Source organism: Paenibacillus sp. SORGH_AS_0306, assembly GCF_030819345.1.
In the GTDB taxonomy this organism is placed as follows: Bacteria; Bacillota; Bacilli; order Paenibacillales; family Paenibacillaceae; genus Saccharibacillus; species Saccharibacillus kyungheensis.
The window spans coordinates 329,392-345,528 of sequence record NZ_JAUTBP010000001.1; the positions used below are offsets into that span (position 1 = coordinate 329,392).

Annotated in this window: 13 protein-coding genes; 7 read left to right on the forward strand and 6 right to left on the reverse strand. The window is 40.1% G+C overall.

Features of this window, described 5'->3' with window-relative positions; all coding sequences use genetic code 11:
- Positions 1 to 40: 40 nt before the first annotated feature.
- Genes QE450_RS01405 through QE450_RS01415 form a run of 3 tightly spaced genes read right to left on the reverse strand, consistent with a single transcriptional unit; the run spans position 41 to position 3,096 of the window.
- A complete protein-coding gene (locus QE450_RS01405; RefSeq protein ID WP_273615080.1) occupies positions 41 to 904 on the reverse strand; it encodes a carbohydrate ABC transporter permease in 864 nt (287 codons plus the stop codon).
- On the reverse strand, positions 901 to 1,758 hold the full coding sequence (locus QE450_RS01410) for a carbohydrate ABC transporter permease (protein WP_301261764.1): 858 nt from the start codon (positions 1,756 to 1,758) through the stop codon (positions 901 to 903). The genes QE450_RS01405 and QE450_RS01410 overlap by 4 nt, the downstream gene beginning before the upstream one ends.
- A gap of 39 nt (positions 1,759 to 1,797) precedes the next feature.
- On the reverse strand, positions 1,798 to 3,096 hold the full coding sequence (locus tag QE450_RS01415; RefSeq protein ID WP_307296196.1) for an ABC transporter substrate-binding protein: 1,299 nt from the start codon (positions 3,094 to 3,096) through the stop codon (positions 1,798 to 1,800).
- 223 nt (positions 3,097 to 3,319) lie between these two features.
- On the opposite strand from QE450_RS01415, the gene QE450_RS01420 reads away from it, so the two are divergent.
- Positions 3,320 to 4,426, forward strand: a complete 1,107-nt coding sequence (locus tag QE450_RS01420) for a GntR family transcriptional regulator (protein WP_301261762.1) — start codon at positions 3,320 to 3,322, stop codon at positions 4,424 to 4,426.
- A gap of 174 nt (positions 4,427 to 4,600) precedes the next feature.
- On the opposite strand, the gene QE450_RS01425 is transcribed toward QE450_RS01420, so the two are convergent.
- From QE450_RS01425 to QE450_RS01435, 3 genes are read right to left on the reverse strand one after another with little or no spacing between them, the layout of a single operon-like run.
- Positions 4,601 to 5,473 (reverse strand): sugar phosphate isomerase/epimerase family protein, encoded by an 873-nt coding sequence (locus QE450_RS01425; RefSeq protein WP_307296200.1) that lies wholly within the window; start codon positions 5,471 to 5,473, stop codon positions 4,601 to 4,603.
- 4 nt (positions 5,474 to 5,477) lie between these two features.
- Positions 5,478 to 6,335, reverse strand: a complete 858-nt coding sequence (locus QE450_RS01430) for a sugar phosphate isomerase/epimerase family protein (protein ID WP_273615085.1) — start codon at positions 6,333 to 6,335, stop codon at positions 5,478 to 5,480.
- Positions 6,332 to 7,393, reverse strand: coding sequence for a Gfo/Idh/MocA family protein (locus QE450_RS01435; protein ID WP_307296208.1), 1,062 nt, complete (start codon positions 7,391 to 7,393; stop codon positions 6,332 to 6,334). The genes QE450_RS01430 and QE450_RS01435 overlap by 4 nt, the downstream gene beginning before the upstream one ends.
- A gap of 249 nt (positions 7,394 to 7,642) precedes the next feature.
- On the opposite strand from QE450_RS01435, the gene QE450_RS01440 reads away from it, so the two are divergent.
- The 6 genes from QE450_RS01440 (at position 7,643) to QE450_RS01465 (ending at position 15,951) form a co-directional block, all read left to right on the forward strand.
- The gene (locus tag QE450_RS01440) at positions 7,643 to 8,524 is read left to right on the forward strand and encodes an AraC family transcriptional regulator (RefSeq protein WP_307296211.1); all 882 of its coding nucleotides are present in this window, start codon (positions 7,643 to 7,645) and stop codon (positions 8,522 to 8,524) included.
- Positions 8,525 to 8,604: 80 nt separating this feature from the next.
- The gene (locus tag QE450_RS01445; protein WP_307296214.1) at positions 8,605 to 9,792 is read left to right on the forward strand and encodes an acyl-CoA dehydrogenase family protein; all 1,188 of its coding nucleotides are present in this window, start codon (positions 8,605 to 8,607) and stop codon (positions 9,790 to 9,792) included.
- Between the two features lie 78 nt (positions 9,793 to 9,870).
- Positions 9,871 to 10,095, forward strand: a complete 225-nt coding sequence (locus QE450_RS01450; RefSeq protein ID WP_307296216.1) for a hypothetical protein — start codon at positions 9,871 to 9,873, stop codon at positions 10,093 to 10,095.
- Between the two features lie 460 nt (positions 10,096 to 10,555).
- Positions 10,556 to 12,019 carry a 3' terminal RNA ribose 2'-O-methyltransferase Hen1 gene (locus QE450_RS01455; RefSeq protein ID WP_307296218.1) on the forward strand — a complete coding sequence of 488 codons (1,464 nt, stop codon included), beginning with the start codon at positions 10,556 to 10,558 and terminating at the stop codon, positions 12,017 to 12,019.
- Positions 12,016 to 14,655: a polynucleotide kinase-phosphatase gene (locus QE450_RS01460; protein ID WP_307296221.1), complete on the forward strand. Its 2,640-nt coding sequence runs from the start codon at positions 12,016 to 12,018 to the stop codon at positions 14,653 to 14,655. Before QE450_RS01455 ends, QE450_RS01460 begins: the two co-directional genes overlap by 4 nt.
- Before the next feature lie 66 nt (positions 14,656 to 14,721).
- Positions 14,722 to 15,951: an RtcB family protein gene (locus tag QE450_RS01465; RefSeq protein WP_307296223.1), complete on the forward strand. Its 1,230-nt coding sequence runs from the start codon at positions 14,722 to 14,724 to the stop codon at positions 15,949 to 15,951.
- Positions 15,952 to 16,137: the final 186 nt, after the last annotated feature.

Sequence of the window (16,137 nt, forward strand, 5' to 3'; positions counted from 1 at the left end):
TTGTATAATCTGTCATGTAGTATAGCGATATGATTACGGATTAGCCTTTAACAGCTCCAGCCGTTACACCGCCGATAATATACTTTTGCGCAAATAGATAGAACACCATAATCGGGATCATTGATAAAATAATCGCTGCAAACGCCATATTAATCTCTGATGTATATTCTCCGAAAAATTGAAATTGAACAAGCGGTAATGTAGAAGCTTCTTTTTTCTGAACGATAATCATTGATACGACAAAGTCATTCCATGCTCCAAGTGCACTTAATACAAGAATTGTTGAATTGATTGGCTTGAGTAACGGAAAAATAATACTGAAAAATGTCCGATATCTGGATGCGCCATCAAGTGTTGCCGATTCTTCTAATTCTCGTGGCACTGTCTTGATAAAGCCTACATAGAGAAAAGCAAAATAACCAATCTGTACACCAGTCAAAGCAATAATCAAACCGGGAATCGTATTTAATAAATGCAGCTCTGTCCACGTTTTGTAAAGTGGAAACATCAGTACTTGGAAAGGCAACATAATACTAGACATAAATAGATAGTAGAAAAAGTTGTAAAACCGATTGTTGTTACGAGCGATCATATAAGCCGCCATAGAACAGACAGTAATCGTTAAGAGTACAGTCCCGATCGTTGTTAACACACTATTACGCAAAGCCAGAAAAAAGTTAGAAGCAGCTATCGCATCGCTATAGTTGGACCATGCAATATGTGTTGGAAAAGCGAGCGGACTTTGAGCTGTTTCTACAGGTGTCTTGATCGAATACACGATCGCAATATAAAACGGAAATAAAAACAAAATAGCGATGATATAAAGCATAATGATTCGTAATAATTTGGGAAAACGACGATTGGGCGCTTCTTTGATTTGTACGATCGGAACCGAAGTATTCAATATTCCACCTCTCTTCTGCGGAAATAGTTAGTGACAAATACAGTCACGATTAAGATGAAGAAAAATAACATCAATGCCGCCATCTGTCCGTAACCTGCTTTGAAATAAGGGAATTCGTAATTGTACACATACATCGCTAGTGTCTCGGAGGATGTACCCGGGCCACCTTTTGTAGCGACCATCGGGTAATCAAATTGTCGTAATCCAGTCCCGATCCAGAGCGGAATACAATACGTAAATGCAGGCATTAATAAAGGAACAGTGATTTTGGAAAATTGAGTCCAGCTACCGGCTCCATCGATATGCGCAGATTCGTACATATCTTTGGGAATCGTCTGTAGACCGGCATAGTAGATAACCATCGCGAGTCCGACTTCTTTCCAGACGCTAATAATCGAGATACCTAACATAACTGTTGTCGGATTTCCCAATAATCCTCCATCGGTATGGAAAATCGTTGGAAAAATATCGCTGTAAATATAACGCCAGATAATAGCAGCCAGTACCAGACTGATTACCATCGGCATAAAAATAAAACTTTTGAGCAAATTAACACCCGGGAACTTGGTATTCAGCGCAACAGCAAGTCCCAAGCCGATAACATTAATAAAGACAGTCGTAAAGATAGCAAAAAACAATGTGTTTTTGATCGGATTTAGTAGCTCTGTATCGGTAAATAATAATTTAAGATTGTGCAAACCAACATAATCGTAAGACATATCGATACCGTTCCAATTGGTGAAAGCGATATTGACTCCGCGAAAAAACGGAAATACAACGACAAGGCAAAAGAATAGTAATGCAGGAACGATAAAGGTGAACTTGAGCAGTTCGTCTTTGTACTTACGGGTCACGAGATCACCACCACATTAGTTAGAATAGGGTACATATGATTAATTCATTTTATTAATACGAGCGAAGTCAGCATCTAATTTTTGTAACAATTCATCGACACTACGTGTAGCAGGATCAGAGACAAGGAAGAAGGTTAAATCTTTTTGCCAAGTATCATCATATTGACCGTACCAGAGAGGTTTGACCTGATTGTTGACCACTTTGCCTGTTTTGAAAATCGTTTGAAATTCTTCAGCGATCGGATCTTGTTTGGCTGGTTTGATATCTGCTGAAATAGCGCTTAATGTCTGTACGCCATCTGCCCAGATTTGAGATCCTTCCTCCGAAGCCATAAATTCTAAGAATTTTTTAGCGGCATCTAAATTTTTGGATTGAGCACCGATCATCCATGTATCATCTGTTGAATAGGTCATTACATTATTCTCAGGAGTATCTGTTGCGGGATACATAAATACACCGAAATTACCGTCAGGGCTATAATTACGAATCGTTCCAATAGCGAAGCTACCCATAATATCCATAGCTGCTTTACCTTGTGCAAAATATTGAAGTGAACGGTCATAATCAATATCAGCGGCATCTTTATTAGCAAAAGAACTTAATGTATTTACACGTCCTAAGAAATCTTTATACCCTGGAATCGCTGCAAATGTAGTCTCGCCTGCCATCACTTTACCTGCATAATCAGGATTGTCTTTGAGCAAAGTTCCCCACATATCCGGCCACATAAAGCTCATATACGAAGCCCCATCTTTCCACGAAGCTGCAAATGGAGTGATATTTTTGGATTGTAATGTTTGTGCTACTTTTACAAGTTCAGAGTATGTTTTAGGAACTTCAACGCCTGCTTTTTTGAATAAATCTTTGTTGTAGATCACTGCATTGGTCATAAGATCGGTAGGCAATCCGTATACTTTACCGTCATAAGACACGTTAGGCAGATAGTCTTTGTTTACTTTTTGAATAAAAGGTTCGTTGGTAAGGTCTAGAAAAGCACCTGCTTTGGTAATATCGACCATACCTTGTGGACGACCGAAAATAATATCCGGTACATCGCTTGCGGCTACTTTCATTTTGATATTGTCGTTGTATTTGTCTACAGGCATCACTTGCACATCGAATGTAATATTAGGATTCAATTCTGTAAAACGATCGGTTAATTTTTTGAATGTATCGACTTTTGGTTTTTCGACCATATAGTGAGTTACGGTCAATGTCACTTTGTCATTCGCTCCACTTCCACCAGAGGCAGAAGAAGAATCAGTAGAGTTACCACAAGCAGATAGAAGGGTCGTCACCAGTAGCAAAGAAGAAAGCAATAAACCTGACTTTTTCATAAATGACCTCCAAATTCAAAATGTAAACGCTTTATTTCTGTAGTATACGTTTGCTGATTTAGGATTTATATACTCAATTGGTTATAAATTTAGTAAAAATATATTTTATATAAAAATACAATTTGTATGCTATAATCTGCTCCAAACAAAATGTATACGTTTACATTAAAAGTGTTATGCTATAAAAAATGGTAAAAAATCATGCAGGAGGTGAATGTTGAAAATGAAAAAAATACCGCTATATAAGCAAATCAAACAGCAGATTAAAGAGAAAATTATTTCAGGGGAATTGCGCTACAAAGATCGTGTACCCTCAGAGCAAGAAATGATGGATGAGTACCAAGTGAGTAAGATTACAGTAAAAAATGCATTGATAGGGCTTGCTGAAGAAGGATTAGTGATACGTGTTCAGGGGAAAGGTACGTTTGTATGCTGGAAAGAGCAAGAGTGTATCAATCAAAGTCAATCTGACTCGATATACGGTACTCAACCACGTGTATTATCAAATACTCCTCTTGCTAATCTACCACTGATCGGGCTTATTATTCCTACGATGAAAACCAATGTTATCCAGAAAATGATTGATTATAGTGAGTATTATGCAGGTCAACTGGGTTATCAATTGATTCTTCATATTACGCGTGAATCTTCTAGCAATGAAAGTGAAGCGATTGATCGTTTGCTGTCGATCGGGGCGCAGGGAATGATCGTATTTCCAACAGAAGATGAAAAGTATAATGAGTCGTTATTGCGGTTATCACTGGATAAATTTCCTTTTGTATTTATGGATCGGTATCTACGCAATATCGAGACGTTTCGGATTACTTCGAATAATTTGAGTGCGGCTTATGAAGCGATTGAGTATTTGTTAAGCAAACAGCATCGTCATATTGCTTTAATTTCACCAGATCGTACGAATACTGTTATTGAAGATCGTACTGTTGGGTTTGAAAAAGCGTATATCGATCATCATATCTCGATTGATAAAAATTTGTGGTGTCATATTCCGCTTGATATTTTGCGTAATCAGCAGGGGAAAGAATATATTGCCCATTTCATCACTCATCATCCGCAAGTGACCGCAGTGCTAGCATTGAGCGCCGAAGCTGCGAAATTGACCTATGCGTCATTAGTAGAGCTGAAGAAGACGGAGACGGTAGAATTGATTTCTTTTGATGATCCTGAATTGCCGGGAGTTGGTTACCTGAAGCAAGATGAACGAACGATTGCGAGGTTAGCGGTAGAATTAGTACATGCGCAGATCAAAGGAAATTACGAACCACAACATAAAGTAGTGGAAGTCAGTCTGAATGTACAACAGTCGATCTAATATAGTATCCAATCTCAGGGTAAAAGAGTGAGTAGACGTACAACAAAAGCCAAATAAGGTGAAAAAAGCCTTCAAAAGATCATTCCTAGCTCTATATAGACATCGTATATTCGTCTATATATGAAGGTGAACATGATCATTTAAAGGCTTATTATTTACCCTAATCAAGCATGATTAAAGAGTGGACTTATATTGTTGGATAAACGAAACAGCTTGGCGAATATCTTGCTCTGGTTGGTCGCCCACTTCACGTTCGATCGTTAGATAACCGGTATATCCTATATCTTGGAGAGCAGCAAAATAAGCTGGGAAATCAACGGTTCCTTCACCAAGTGGTACTTCGCTAAATCCTATACTTCCATCATTCATCGCCGCAATCTGTTCGTGGCTTAGATCACCATATACATCATGAGGATTCACTTCACGCGTGCGAATACCGTCTTTGACATGAGTATGCACGATATAATCACGTAACGTATAGACACCTTGTACAGGATCGTCGCCTGTAACCATCACCATATTAGCAGGATCGTAATTGACAGCAACGCCTTTACTTTCTAACGAATCTAGAAAAGATTTGAGGCGTGATGCCGGTTCAGGGCCGGTCTCTATCGCAAAGTATCCTCCAAGTGAAGAAGCGAACGCAGCTAGTTCATTACAAGCAGATTGCATCACTTTATAGATCGGATCGCTCTCGTCTTCAGGCACAATACCGATATGAGTCGTTACAATCGGACTGCCTAATTCAAGCGCTAATGCCATCACTTTTTTGGACTTTTCGATTTTCCAGACATTATCTGCTTCATTGCGGAATCCTTCTCCACCATAATCTGCACAGAGAGCAGATACTTCCAGTCCAAGTTCAGCTAGATATTGTTTGAGTTCAGCGCGCGCTCTAGCATCAAGTTGATCGGGTTCCATTTCGCCTTGTGTTGCCCAAATCTGTACACCGTCTGCACCAACTTCTTTTGCTTTTTGCAAATCTGCTCTCACACCCAGACCGAAGCTATCTGAAATAACACCGATTTTGCCTAACGTTGTGACCATGTGATTACACCTCGTCCCATATTCTTTGTACATTCGCAAGTCCAATCCGTGCACCAAGCAAGTCATTTTCCATACCTTCAAATTCGACAGAAATATATCCATCATATCCAGAATGCTTCACTATACGCAGTACTTCCCACATATCAATATCGCCTTGACCGATAATCGCTCCACGTAGATATTGTCCTGCTGTACTGGTAAACCATCCTTCACCAGGAGCACGATAACCAGGGCGAATATAGAAGTCTTTGACATGTACCATTGAGGCATAAGGCAAGTTCTGAGCAACAGCAGCTACCGGATTTTCATCAGCACATAGAAAGTTACCGATATCGAGTGTTGTTTTGTAATTCGGACGATCTACAGTCTGGATAAGTGTCTGTACGCGATCTGCTTGTTGAATAAAAAAACCATGATTTTCCACACTGGTCGTTATTCCATATTGTTGTGCATGATCAGCGATACGACGACAAGCTGAAGCGAGACGATTTAATTGTTGATGAAAATGTTGAATCGATACGTCTGGTGAAGAAGCGACATCATGACGCATTAACGTAACCCCTAATTGCTGAGCGATATTGACTTCATCCATCACACGCTGAATTTCTCGCTCGTATTCTTCATCACTGTCGGTCAAAAAATTAGCACCAATCGCATAGTTAGAAAGTTCAATCCCACGTTCACGAGCGCGGGTAACAATCTGTTCGATCAATTCAGGCTGTTCTGTCAAATTATAACTAAGAGGGACAATCTCTACATGAACAGCCCCATGATCTGCTGCAAAGTCGATCACATCCGGTACACTCATAGCACCAGAACTCAATTGTCCATGTAGACTATACGTGCTCAGTCCGAGCTTCATAATAGTACCTCCTTGCCAAGCTTAGCGGATTCGTAGATAGCTGTGAGCATACGCATCATCTGCACGCCATCTTCCACCGGACTTAACGGTTGCTTACCTGTCTGAATACAATCGATAAAGTGTTTAATTTCATTATCAAATGCTTGCTCAAATTGAAAATCTTTATGATCCGTTTGAGGTTCGATATTCAGTACAGTATTGTACTTTTCGGTAGTGATATGAACAGCTGGGTCCACTTCAAATCCACCTTTTGTTCCATACAATTTGATCATGCCTTCATTTTGCTTGGCATGCAGACTAAAGCTTACATCTACGATCAGGGAAGCTCCATTTTTGAAACGGATCATAGCATTTGCCATATCTTCTACATCATTTTGAGTGGCATCATAATCAGCGGCTTGATAACGGGATAAATGTTCGACATTGGCTCGATTTCCTAACTCATAATACGTATTACCACTAACCGATAACGGTTCAGGTCTACCCATCAGATACCAGCATAGATCAATAGCATGAACACCAATATCAATCAATGGCCCACCGCCAGAACGATTGCTATCGCTAAACCAACCGCCCGGATTGCCGAGACGACGAATATACGAAGCTTTGGCATAATAGATATTACCAAAATCGCCTTGTTGACTAAATTGGTGAAGCATCTGTGCATTGGAATCATAGCGACGTACAAAGCCGACTTGCAATAATTTGCCTGTAGCTTGTACAGCAGCTTGGACTTGTTGTGCTTCTTCTACTGTACGGCAAAGAGGTTTCTCTACCAGTACATGTTTGCCTGCTTGAAGCGCCGCAATACTAATTTCAGCATGACTGTTGTTCCATGTACAGATACTGACAGCATCAATATCTGGATTGTTCAGAAGTTCTTGATAATCAGTATAAGGAATTGCGCCTTCATACTGCTTCGCTACTGTCTGTGCACGTTCTGCATTAAGATCACAGACACCGATAATCTGTACATCTGGATGATTGTTATAAGGTTTTAAATGAAATTCTGAAATACTGCCGACACCGATCACACCTATACCAATTTTGGCTGTCATACGTAGTCTCCTTTAGCGTCTTTACTTCAAGTAAAGTACACATGAATTGGGGTAAACAATGGGAATACAATCATATACCTATATGTATTTCTTTGGGAAAGATATCGTTCTGTTGAAATTATATAATGTATCGCTAGAACGGTCATGAAGCGGTGTGCGGTTTGTTTGTACTATTGTGCGATTTGAAATGATACAATAGAGAAAGAAATAGAATAAAAAAGTGCATTTTGCTGGCAAAGGAGTCTCTCTATGAACTGGCCTGTAGATTTGCAAGAACCGATGAATATGCCTGATCCTTATTTTCCTATCAAAATGAATTTTTGCCATTCTTCAGAGTATGGACAGATTTTGTTCCCGCACCACTGGCATCCTCATATGGAATTTTTGTATTTTGAAGAAGGCGAAGCAATTATAGAATGCAATTCAGTACCGATTCATGTACATGCAGGAGATATTATTGTGTTAAATAGTAATGATCTTCATCATGGTATCAGTCTATGTAATCATCTGGTCTATTATGCGCTTATTGCTGATCTTTCTTCGTTGCAAAGTCTTTCTCAAGATGCGGTAGAGACCAAATTTATTACGCCGATGACACAGAATCGGCTGCTTTTTCAAAGTTATATTACAGCAGATGATGCGCTTGAACGCTGTATGAACGATATTGTACATGAATTCAAAACACGTCATTTGGGGTATGAATTATCGATCAAATCCAATATGTATCGCTTGCTTACTATGCTTGTACGTCATTATGTAATCGATGATTCCAACTGGCAAAATCATCACAGTCGAATCAAAAATTTGGAACGATTTACTCCTATTTTGCAATATATCGAACAGCATTATGGGGATGAGATTCCTGTAGAAACGCTTGCCCGAATGGCAGGATTAAGCCGTTTTCATTTTAGTCGTCTTTTTCACGAATTGACCAATCGCACAGTGACCGAATATATCAATCGTGTGCGTATCAATCGAGCCGAATATTTATTGCTGAATAGTAGTATGACCGTAGCCGAGATTGCGATGGCTTCAGGATATAACGATATTTCGTACTTCAGTCGAACTTTCAAAAAATACCGTAACGGTTCGCCTACTGAAATACGGGCATCATTTGCAAATGTGGAATAATACAATCTGAACACGAGGTGCTTATCAATGAATATACAGAATTATTTTGCAGTGACTGCGGAGCAACAGGAATTGGTGCAATGGATCGGAGAGAGATAGCAGATCATTATGCAGATGGAGCAGTAGAAGCAGATGAACAGAATCATTTAAATGCAGAACTTATTCAGGCGCTCAAAAACGCTGAGTATCACACCTTTTCAGTTCCTCAAGAATATGGTGGGAAAGGTACCTCGCTAACCGACTTTCTACTTTGTCAGGAACGGATAGCTCAAGTCGATGCACCGACAGCGATAGCGATAGGCTGGCATCATATTTCGATGTTTAATCTAGCGCAAAGTCGTGCCTGGGATGAAGATGTTTTTGCTGATCTTTGTCGTGATGTGGTTGAACATGGAGCATTGATCAATCGTGCGGATTCTGAAGCGGCAACAGGCAGTCCTTCACGTGGAGGTAGACCACAGACCAAAGCGACATTATCAGGAGATCAATATGTACTGAACGGTAGAAAATCATTTACAACGATGTCACCGATGTTAGATTATTTTCTGATCTCTGCAACAATCGAGCCGGATAACAAAGTGGCTGATTTCTTAATTCCACGTCACGTAGAAGGGGTGTCGATCGATCCTGTATGGGATATGGTAGGGATGCGCGGAACCGCTAGTCATAATCTAGTCTTGGAAAATGTAACTTTACCATCAAAAGCTTGTGTCGGTATACGTCCAAATGTTAATCCAGATCAACCGCGTAAATGGGAATTAAGTGCATATATGATGAATATTCCTGCTAGTTATTTGGGAATAGCGATAGCCGCCAGACAACATGCGATTGATTTTGCATCAACCTATCAACCGAATAGTGTGAATGAACCGATTATTCATTTGCCTCATATTCAGCAGAAATTAGGGCAACTGGAGCTAGAACTGACCACAGCACGTCATTTTATGTATGCGGTAGCGAACCGTTGGGATATGGAGCAACAGAATAGACTGTCTGCTGGAAAAGGATCATCTTCCGATTACCAGAACTGGAATAGTCCTGATATCGCAGCTGTCAAAACTGTAGCTATTCAAGCGGCAATATCGGTGACCGATCAAGCGATGCGTATCGTTGGCGCTCATAGTCTGGCAATGAGCCATCCATTACAACGACTCTATCGTGATGTACGCTTCGGTCTGCACAACCCGCCAATGGATGATGTCACGATTACTCAACTGGCACAACGTGCTATTCGTTCACAAACAACAAAAGAAATAGCTACCAATTGAATACTGTATACGTAATATAAAAAGTAGTAGATTGATGTATCTAAAAATAAAGCGTAATTGCGTAAAGGACGAGATATTTTGTTGATTAATACACTGGCATGGATTGGAACATTGTTTATGGTATTAGCAGTTATTTTGAGCAGTCGCGGATTTGGAGAAATCGGTGTTAGAAGGCGCAATGATGATGCTGAAATTGAAGCTTATATGGCACGCAAAAAGAAAAGAATACATTGGGCGATTCGAAGTTTTGGAGTAGCGGTTATAATTTATATTGTGGTTTTTGTTGTTTATGCTATAGGATGACGTATTCAAGATAGTGTTGACAGTGTCTGGAAAAACGTTATATGATGATCACAATTCAGGCAGGACAGTTAACATGATTAGATACATCAACCCATTAGAAATACACATATACTAAAAAAAGGAGGTCACGAGAAGATGAGTTATAATCCCGATTTGCAACTATTTGATCTAAAGAAAGATGAACAATCTTATTATCATCAGCGCAATTCGATACGTATTATAACGACTTATCATTCTGATCGGACCTCGCAAGATTTTATGCTTGCAGAATACATATGCTTATAGATTACCGCTTATCTTCTATGTTAGGAACGTAGAATGATACAGTTGTGTCTTACCGTATAATGATTCCAGTGTGTATAGCACTGTAGAGACCGCAGACGACTAAGTCTGTGGTCTTTTTTTATGTACAAATGGCAGATATAAACAGATCATGCTGAATTTGAAGGAGGGAATACGAATGTATTTAACAATCAAAGCAACCGGAGAACATGCGAACATGATCTCGCATTTATTAGCTAAAAATCCACATAACCTGTACGACCGTACCGAAAAAGGCGCTAGAGTGCGGTTGGTGTATACGTCTTTTGAGCCACACGATACAGAAGCTATGTTATTTGTTACTCCTGATCCTATTGAGTTGGTCAAAGGCACTCCAGATCATTATGATATTACACAATATATCAACGATCGTGAATTAGCTGTTAGTAGCTTATTTTGCAGTTATATTCGTCCGGCATTAGGAACAGCACTCAATGGTAAGCCCAAAGCAGATTATATGAATTGGGTAGATTATCAATTTGATTTACAAATGACATTTGGGCCGGTGGCTTCTGATTTGCCAGATCATATTGTAGAGTCGTTGTTCCAACCGCTTGGTTATGAAGTGCAGATGGAGCGCGGGGAGATTGATTATTCATTTGATCTCAAAAATCGCAGTACAGTCCGTCATATTCAGATTAGCGGGCAACAAACATTACAACAGATGCTACGGCAAGTATATATTTTGATACCAGTTCTGGATAATTATAAACATTATTATATTAATGAAGATGAGATTGAGCGCTTACGGCGTTATGGAGAAGGCTGGTTATCCACACATCTACAGCATGATTTGATGATTAAGCGCAGTCTACGATTTGCACCGTTAATTAAAGAATATGAACAACAAGTAGCCAATGATGCATCTATGGATACTTTATCAACAGAGATATCAACACATTCAGTAGAAGATGCCACAGTACAAGCAGAATCTGCCGAACCGCTCGAAATAATCGATGGTTTAGAGACTGTCACTGAACCGCCTGTAGTGCGATTAAACGAATTGCGTTATCGTGCGATCGTCGAGCAAGTCAGTCTATTGCCACAGCGTAAGCAAGTGATAGATTTTGGAGCAGGAGAAGGTAAGTTATCTGTTCGTCTTGGGCAGATTGAAGGAGTGGAACAGGTCTGGGCAGTTGAACCTTCGATGCAATCTCAATTACGAGCGATTGATCGCTTTGCCAAGTTAGAAGGACGCACCGATGATGTGATTCCTGTGATTACTACCGGTTCATTATTTTATCGAGATGAACGCTGGATCGATCAAGACGTCATTATTTTATGCGAAGTGATCGAGCATATTAACGAAGTGCGATTGCCACAAGTCATCCACACGTTGTTCACAGATTACCGTCCACAGACTTTAATTATTACAACACCGAATCGAGAATATAACGAAGTCTATGATATGGATACAGAAGAGATTCGTCATGCTGATCACCGTTTTGAGTGGACGCGTGCAGAATTTGAACAATATTGTACACAGTGGATACAAAACAGACCGTACACCTTTACGATCTCAGGCATCGGTGAAAAGCATGAACAGTATGGACAACCAACACAGATGGTTGTATTTCACAGAACAGGAGGACAGCAGATATGACCGGGCAAATAACAGAGCAACGCAATGATTCAGCTACTTCTCCTATACACATTCCTTATGCAGGCATCGTCCTGTTAATGGGGGCATCCAACAGTGGAAAAAGTACGTTGATCGAGCAACTCAAACAACAACAAGTGATTGCAGAACATGAAAGTCTGTCCTCTGATCAATTTAGGAAAATAGTTGGTGATATCGATTATATTGATTGGCGACGACCGTCTCGTGAAGAAGGCGAAGTGATGTATCAACAGTACAAACGTATTTCGGATCAGGCATTCAAAGTGATGCAAGATGTATTGATCGCACGCTGTCGCTTAAATAAATTAACAGTGGTGGATGCCACTCATTTACAACCGGAAGATCGAGCTCTCTATATCACATTGGGGAAACGATATCATGTACCTGTAATATTAATTGCACTTGATATATCCGATCAGACTTTAATAGAACGTGATCGTAATCGTGAACATCCACGAGGGCGACAACGTGTGAAGCAACAAGCACATCAATTTAAAAGAACAATAAAAGGGTTGCGAAGCGAAGGATTTGGCGCAGTGCATGTGATCAAAGAACACAAATATGCTGATATACAATGGCAACGATCTACCAATCCGATGTTGATCGAACTCACGACCGGTATTGATGTTATTGGTGATATTCATGGTTGTTATGACGAGATGATCGAATTGATTCAGCGTCTGGGTTACACAGTAGATAAGGAAGGATTATATCGTCATGCTGAAGGGCGCAAATTAGTATCCGTTGGCGATATTATGAGTCGTGGACCGAAATCACTTGAAACGATGATTTTCTGGCAAAAGCATTTAGATGCAGATCTGGCATGGATGGTCGATAGTAATCATGGCTGGAAGATCGCTCGTTATTTAGAAGGCAGACAGGTCACAATGAATCATGGCGATGAACAGATTATCGAAGCGTTCCAGCAATACGAAGCGGAACATGGAGAAGAAGCGACGTTATGGTTAAAAGAAAAGCTAAAACAGATGTTGTTATCTACACCTTCGCATCTTGTATTTACCCAGCAAGGTGTTCAGCGTGTCGTTGTAACTCATGCCGGGATTCGAGATGATTTTATCGGTAAAAACTCCAAACGAATTGATGATTATTGCCGTTATGGAGATATTGAAGGAATCGATGAAGCAGGCAAGCCGATTCGTAAAGACTGGTTTGTAGATCATACTTCAGGGGAATGGATTATATGGGGACATGATCCTCGTCCACAACCTACGACAGTCCATCAGACGATTAATATCGATCAAGGTGCTGTATTCGGTGGGATGTTAACCGCTTATCGTTATCCAGAACAGACATTTATCAGTGTCAAAGCGTATGCCGATTATGCACAAGATCCCAATAGCCCACTTGTTCGCTGGGAAGAAGGACGATTCGCTCCGCCTTCTTTATCACGCTTGATTGATGGGTATACGGTGCAGACAAAGGTCTATGGAGAAGTGAAAGTACGAAGTGAGTTTGTCAAAACAGCATTAGATACAATTTCACATTATACAATTCCTTTAGAAGAATTGATCTATATTCCACCAACGATGACACCACCGCCACAAGCGGCAGTTGCTGAGAATTATCTAGAACATCCAGCAGAAGCTATACACTATTATCGTACCCATGAAGTAGACACGATGATTGCCGAGAAAAAGCATATGGGTAGTCGTGCTATTTTGTTATTATTCCGTAATGAACAAGCAGCTATACCTTATATCGGTAGGCCGCTTCATGGAACAATTTATACACGTACAGGTAGAGCTTTTTTCCAGACCGAGCTAGAGCGTGAAGTCTTGATTACTTTACAACAACAATTAGAAGAAGCCGGTTATTTTGCAAAGTATGAGACTGAATTTATATTGATGGATGCTGAAATTGTACCGTGGAATCTTAAAGCCCGTGAACTGATCGCTTCTCAATACGGGCATGTCTCTGAAGCGGCTACGATGGATCGAGATTATATTGTGAATCAATTACGCAAAGCTCAAGGCGCTGGTATAGACGTAAATGAATGGATTCAGGAATGGACAATCAAACAGCAAAATGCAGCCATTTTCCGCGAAACGTTCCAGCAATATTGTTGGGATACTGATGGTATGGATGGGATTCGAATTGCTCCTTTTCATATTTTGGCACATAGTACGAGATCTCATATGGATCAGACTCATCAGTGGCATATGGAGCATGCAGAAGAATTAGCACAATACAGTGATTGGTTTATGGCGACAGAGTATAAAGTGATCACAGATACTGCCAGTGAACAAGAAGTGATAACATGGTGGCAACAGTTAACAGAAGATGGACATGAAGGTATAGTCATTAAGCCCGAGCAGATGATTATGCATCATCGTGAACAGTTAATACAACCTGCGATCAAAGTGCGAGGACGCAAATATCTGCATATGATCTATGGTATCGATTATTTGCATCCGAATAATTTGAGTCGTCTCAAACAACGTAAAACGCGTAAAAAAGAACGCCATGCGCTAATGGAATTTGCATTAAGTGTAGAATCGGTAGAACGATTTGTAAGACGTGATCGTCTGGAACAGATTCATGAATGTGTATTAGCAGCATTATCGTTAGAATCAGATGCTGTTGATCCACGATTATAGATTGCATTTGTAGAACCAAACTAACGATTAAAATAATCTCAAAATCACTGAAGGAGCGTGAATACAGTGGCTTTTCAAGTCATAGATGGTGTACGTGTCTGGGGTGAACCAGATGCAGGCGCACTAAGTCAGGCGGTAACTTGCGCGCAAACCGGCAATGTCGTCCAAGCTTTATTAATGGCAGATCATCATAAAGGATATAGTCAACCGATCGGTGGAGTGGTAGCTTATGATGGGCAAATCTCTCCGTCAGGTGTAGGTTATGATATCGCTTGCGGAAATAAAGCTGTTCGCACAAATCTGATGGCGGCAGATGTATTGCCGAATATCAGCAAAATTATGGATGGGATTGCAAATACGATTTCGTTTGGAGTAGGACGTAATAACAAACATAAAGTCGATCATGAACTGTTCGATGATCCTAATTGGGATATATACAAAACAGCAGGTGATCTCAAAACGCATAATCTATTAAAAGAATTAGCTCGTAATCAATTAGGAACAGTGGGTAGTGGTAATCATTATGTCGATTTATTTGTCGAGCCTGTTAGTGGCAAGCTGTGGATCGGGAATCACTTTGGAAGTCGTGGATTCGGACACAAAACAGCCAGTGGATTTCTTAATTTAGCCGCAGGACGAGAATTTCTTGCCAAAGCACCCGGTGAACATATGGATCAACCGCCTGTACTGCTAAATATGAATGATGAATTAGGAGATATGTATTACCGCGCGATGAAGCTTGCTGGACGTTATGCTTATGCAGGTCGTGATTATGTCATTCAAGAAGTGCTGAAAGTGTTAGGAGCAGAAGCAGATTTTGAAGTGCATAACCATCATAATTTTGCATGGAAAGAAATGCATAATGATCAAGAAACGATCGTTATTCGTAAAGGCGCTACGCCTTCTGCACCTGGTCAGTTGGGATTTATCGGTGGAAGTATGGCAGATATCTCAGTAATTGTACGTGGTAAAGACAGTCTTGAAAATAAAGATTCCTTCTATAGTACGGTTCATGGTGCAGGACGAGTAATGAGTCGTACACAGGCGGCAGGGAAAATGAATTGGAAAACACGCACTCGTTCCGGTGGACAGATTAGTCCGGAACAGATGAAAGCAGCAGTCGCTGATTTTGGCGTAGAATTACGTGGAGCCGATACCGATGAAAGTCCATTTGCATATCGTAAGCTACAGACTGTATTGGATGCTCATCAAGAAACACTAGATATTCTGCATGTACTTCGACCAATCGGTGTATGTATGGCAGGCGCAAATGAATTTGATCCGTATAAAGATTAATATCGTATTTAGAATATAGATGCACTTTCCTAAGAGACTTTTACTGCCATCACAGCAGTGAAAGTCTTTTTTATTGATTTTTAATTACTTAATTACGTTATTTTTATATAGAAAATAAGTGCAAAATAGTCTAATATGTTCTTGTAACTCATTCACGAATGTAGCATAATATAACATATGATTATG

Coding starts and splice junctions, on each gene's coding strand:
- QE450_RS01415 (WP_307296196.1), bottom strand. CDS start 3,096: ATGAAAAAGTCAGGTTTATTGCTTTCTTCTTTGCTACTGGTGACGACC.
- QE450_RS01420 (WP_301261762.1), top strand. CDS start 3,320: ATGAAAAAAATACCGCTATATAAGCAAATCAAACAGCAGATTAAAGAG.
- QE450_RS01425 (WP_307296200.1), bottom strand. CDS start 5,473: ATGGTCACAACGTTAGGCAAAATCGGTGTTATTTCAGATAGCTTCGGT.
- QE450_RS01430 (WP_273615085.1), bottom strand. CDS start 6,335: ATGAAGCTCGGACTGAGCACGTATAGTCTACATGGACAATTGAGTTCT.
- QE450_RS01435 (WP_307296208.1), bottom strand. CDS start 7,393: ATGACAGCCAAAATTGGTATAGGTGTGATCGGTGTCGGCAGTATTTCA.
- QE450_RS01440 (WP_307296211.1), top strand. CDS start 7,643: ATGAACTGGCCTGTAGATTTGCAAGAACCGATGAATATGCCTGATCCT.
- QE450_RS01445 (WP_307296214.1), top strand. CDS start 8,605: ATGGATCGGAGAGAGATAGCAGATCATTATGCAGATGGAGCAGTAGAA.
- QE450_RS01455 (WP_307296218.1), top strand. CDS start 10,556: ATGTATTTAACAATCAAAGCAACCGGAGAACATGCGAACATGATCTCG.
- QE450_RS01460 (WP_307296221.1), top strand. CDS start 12,016: ATGACCGGGCAAATAACAGAGCAACGCAATGATTCAGCTACTTCTCCT.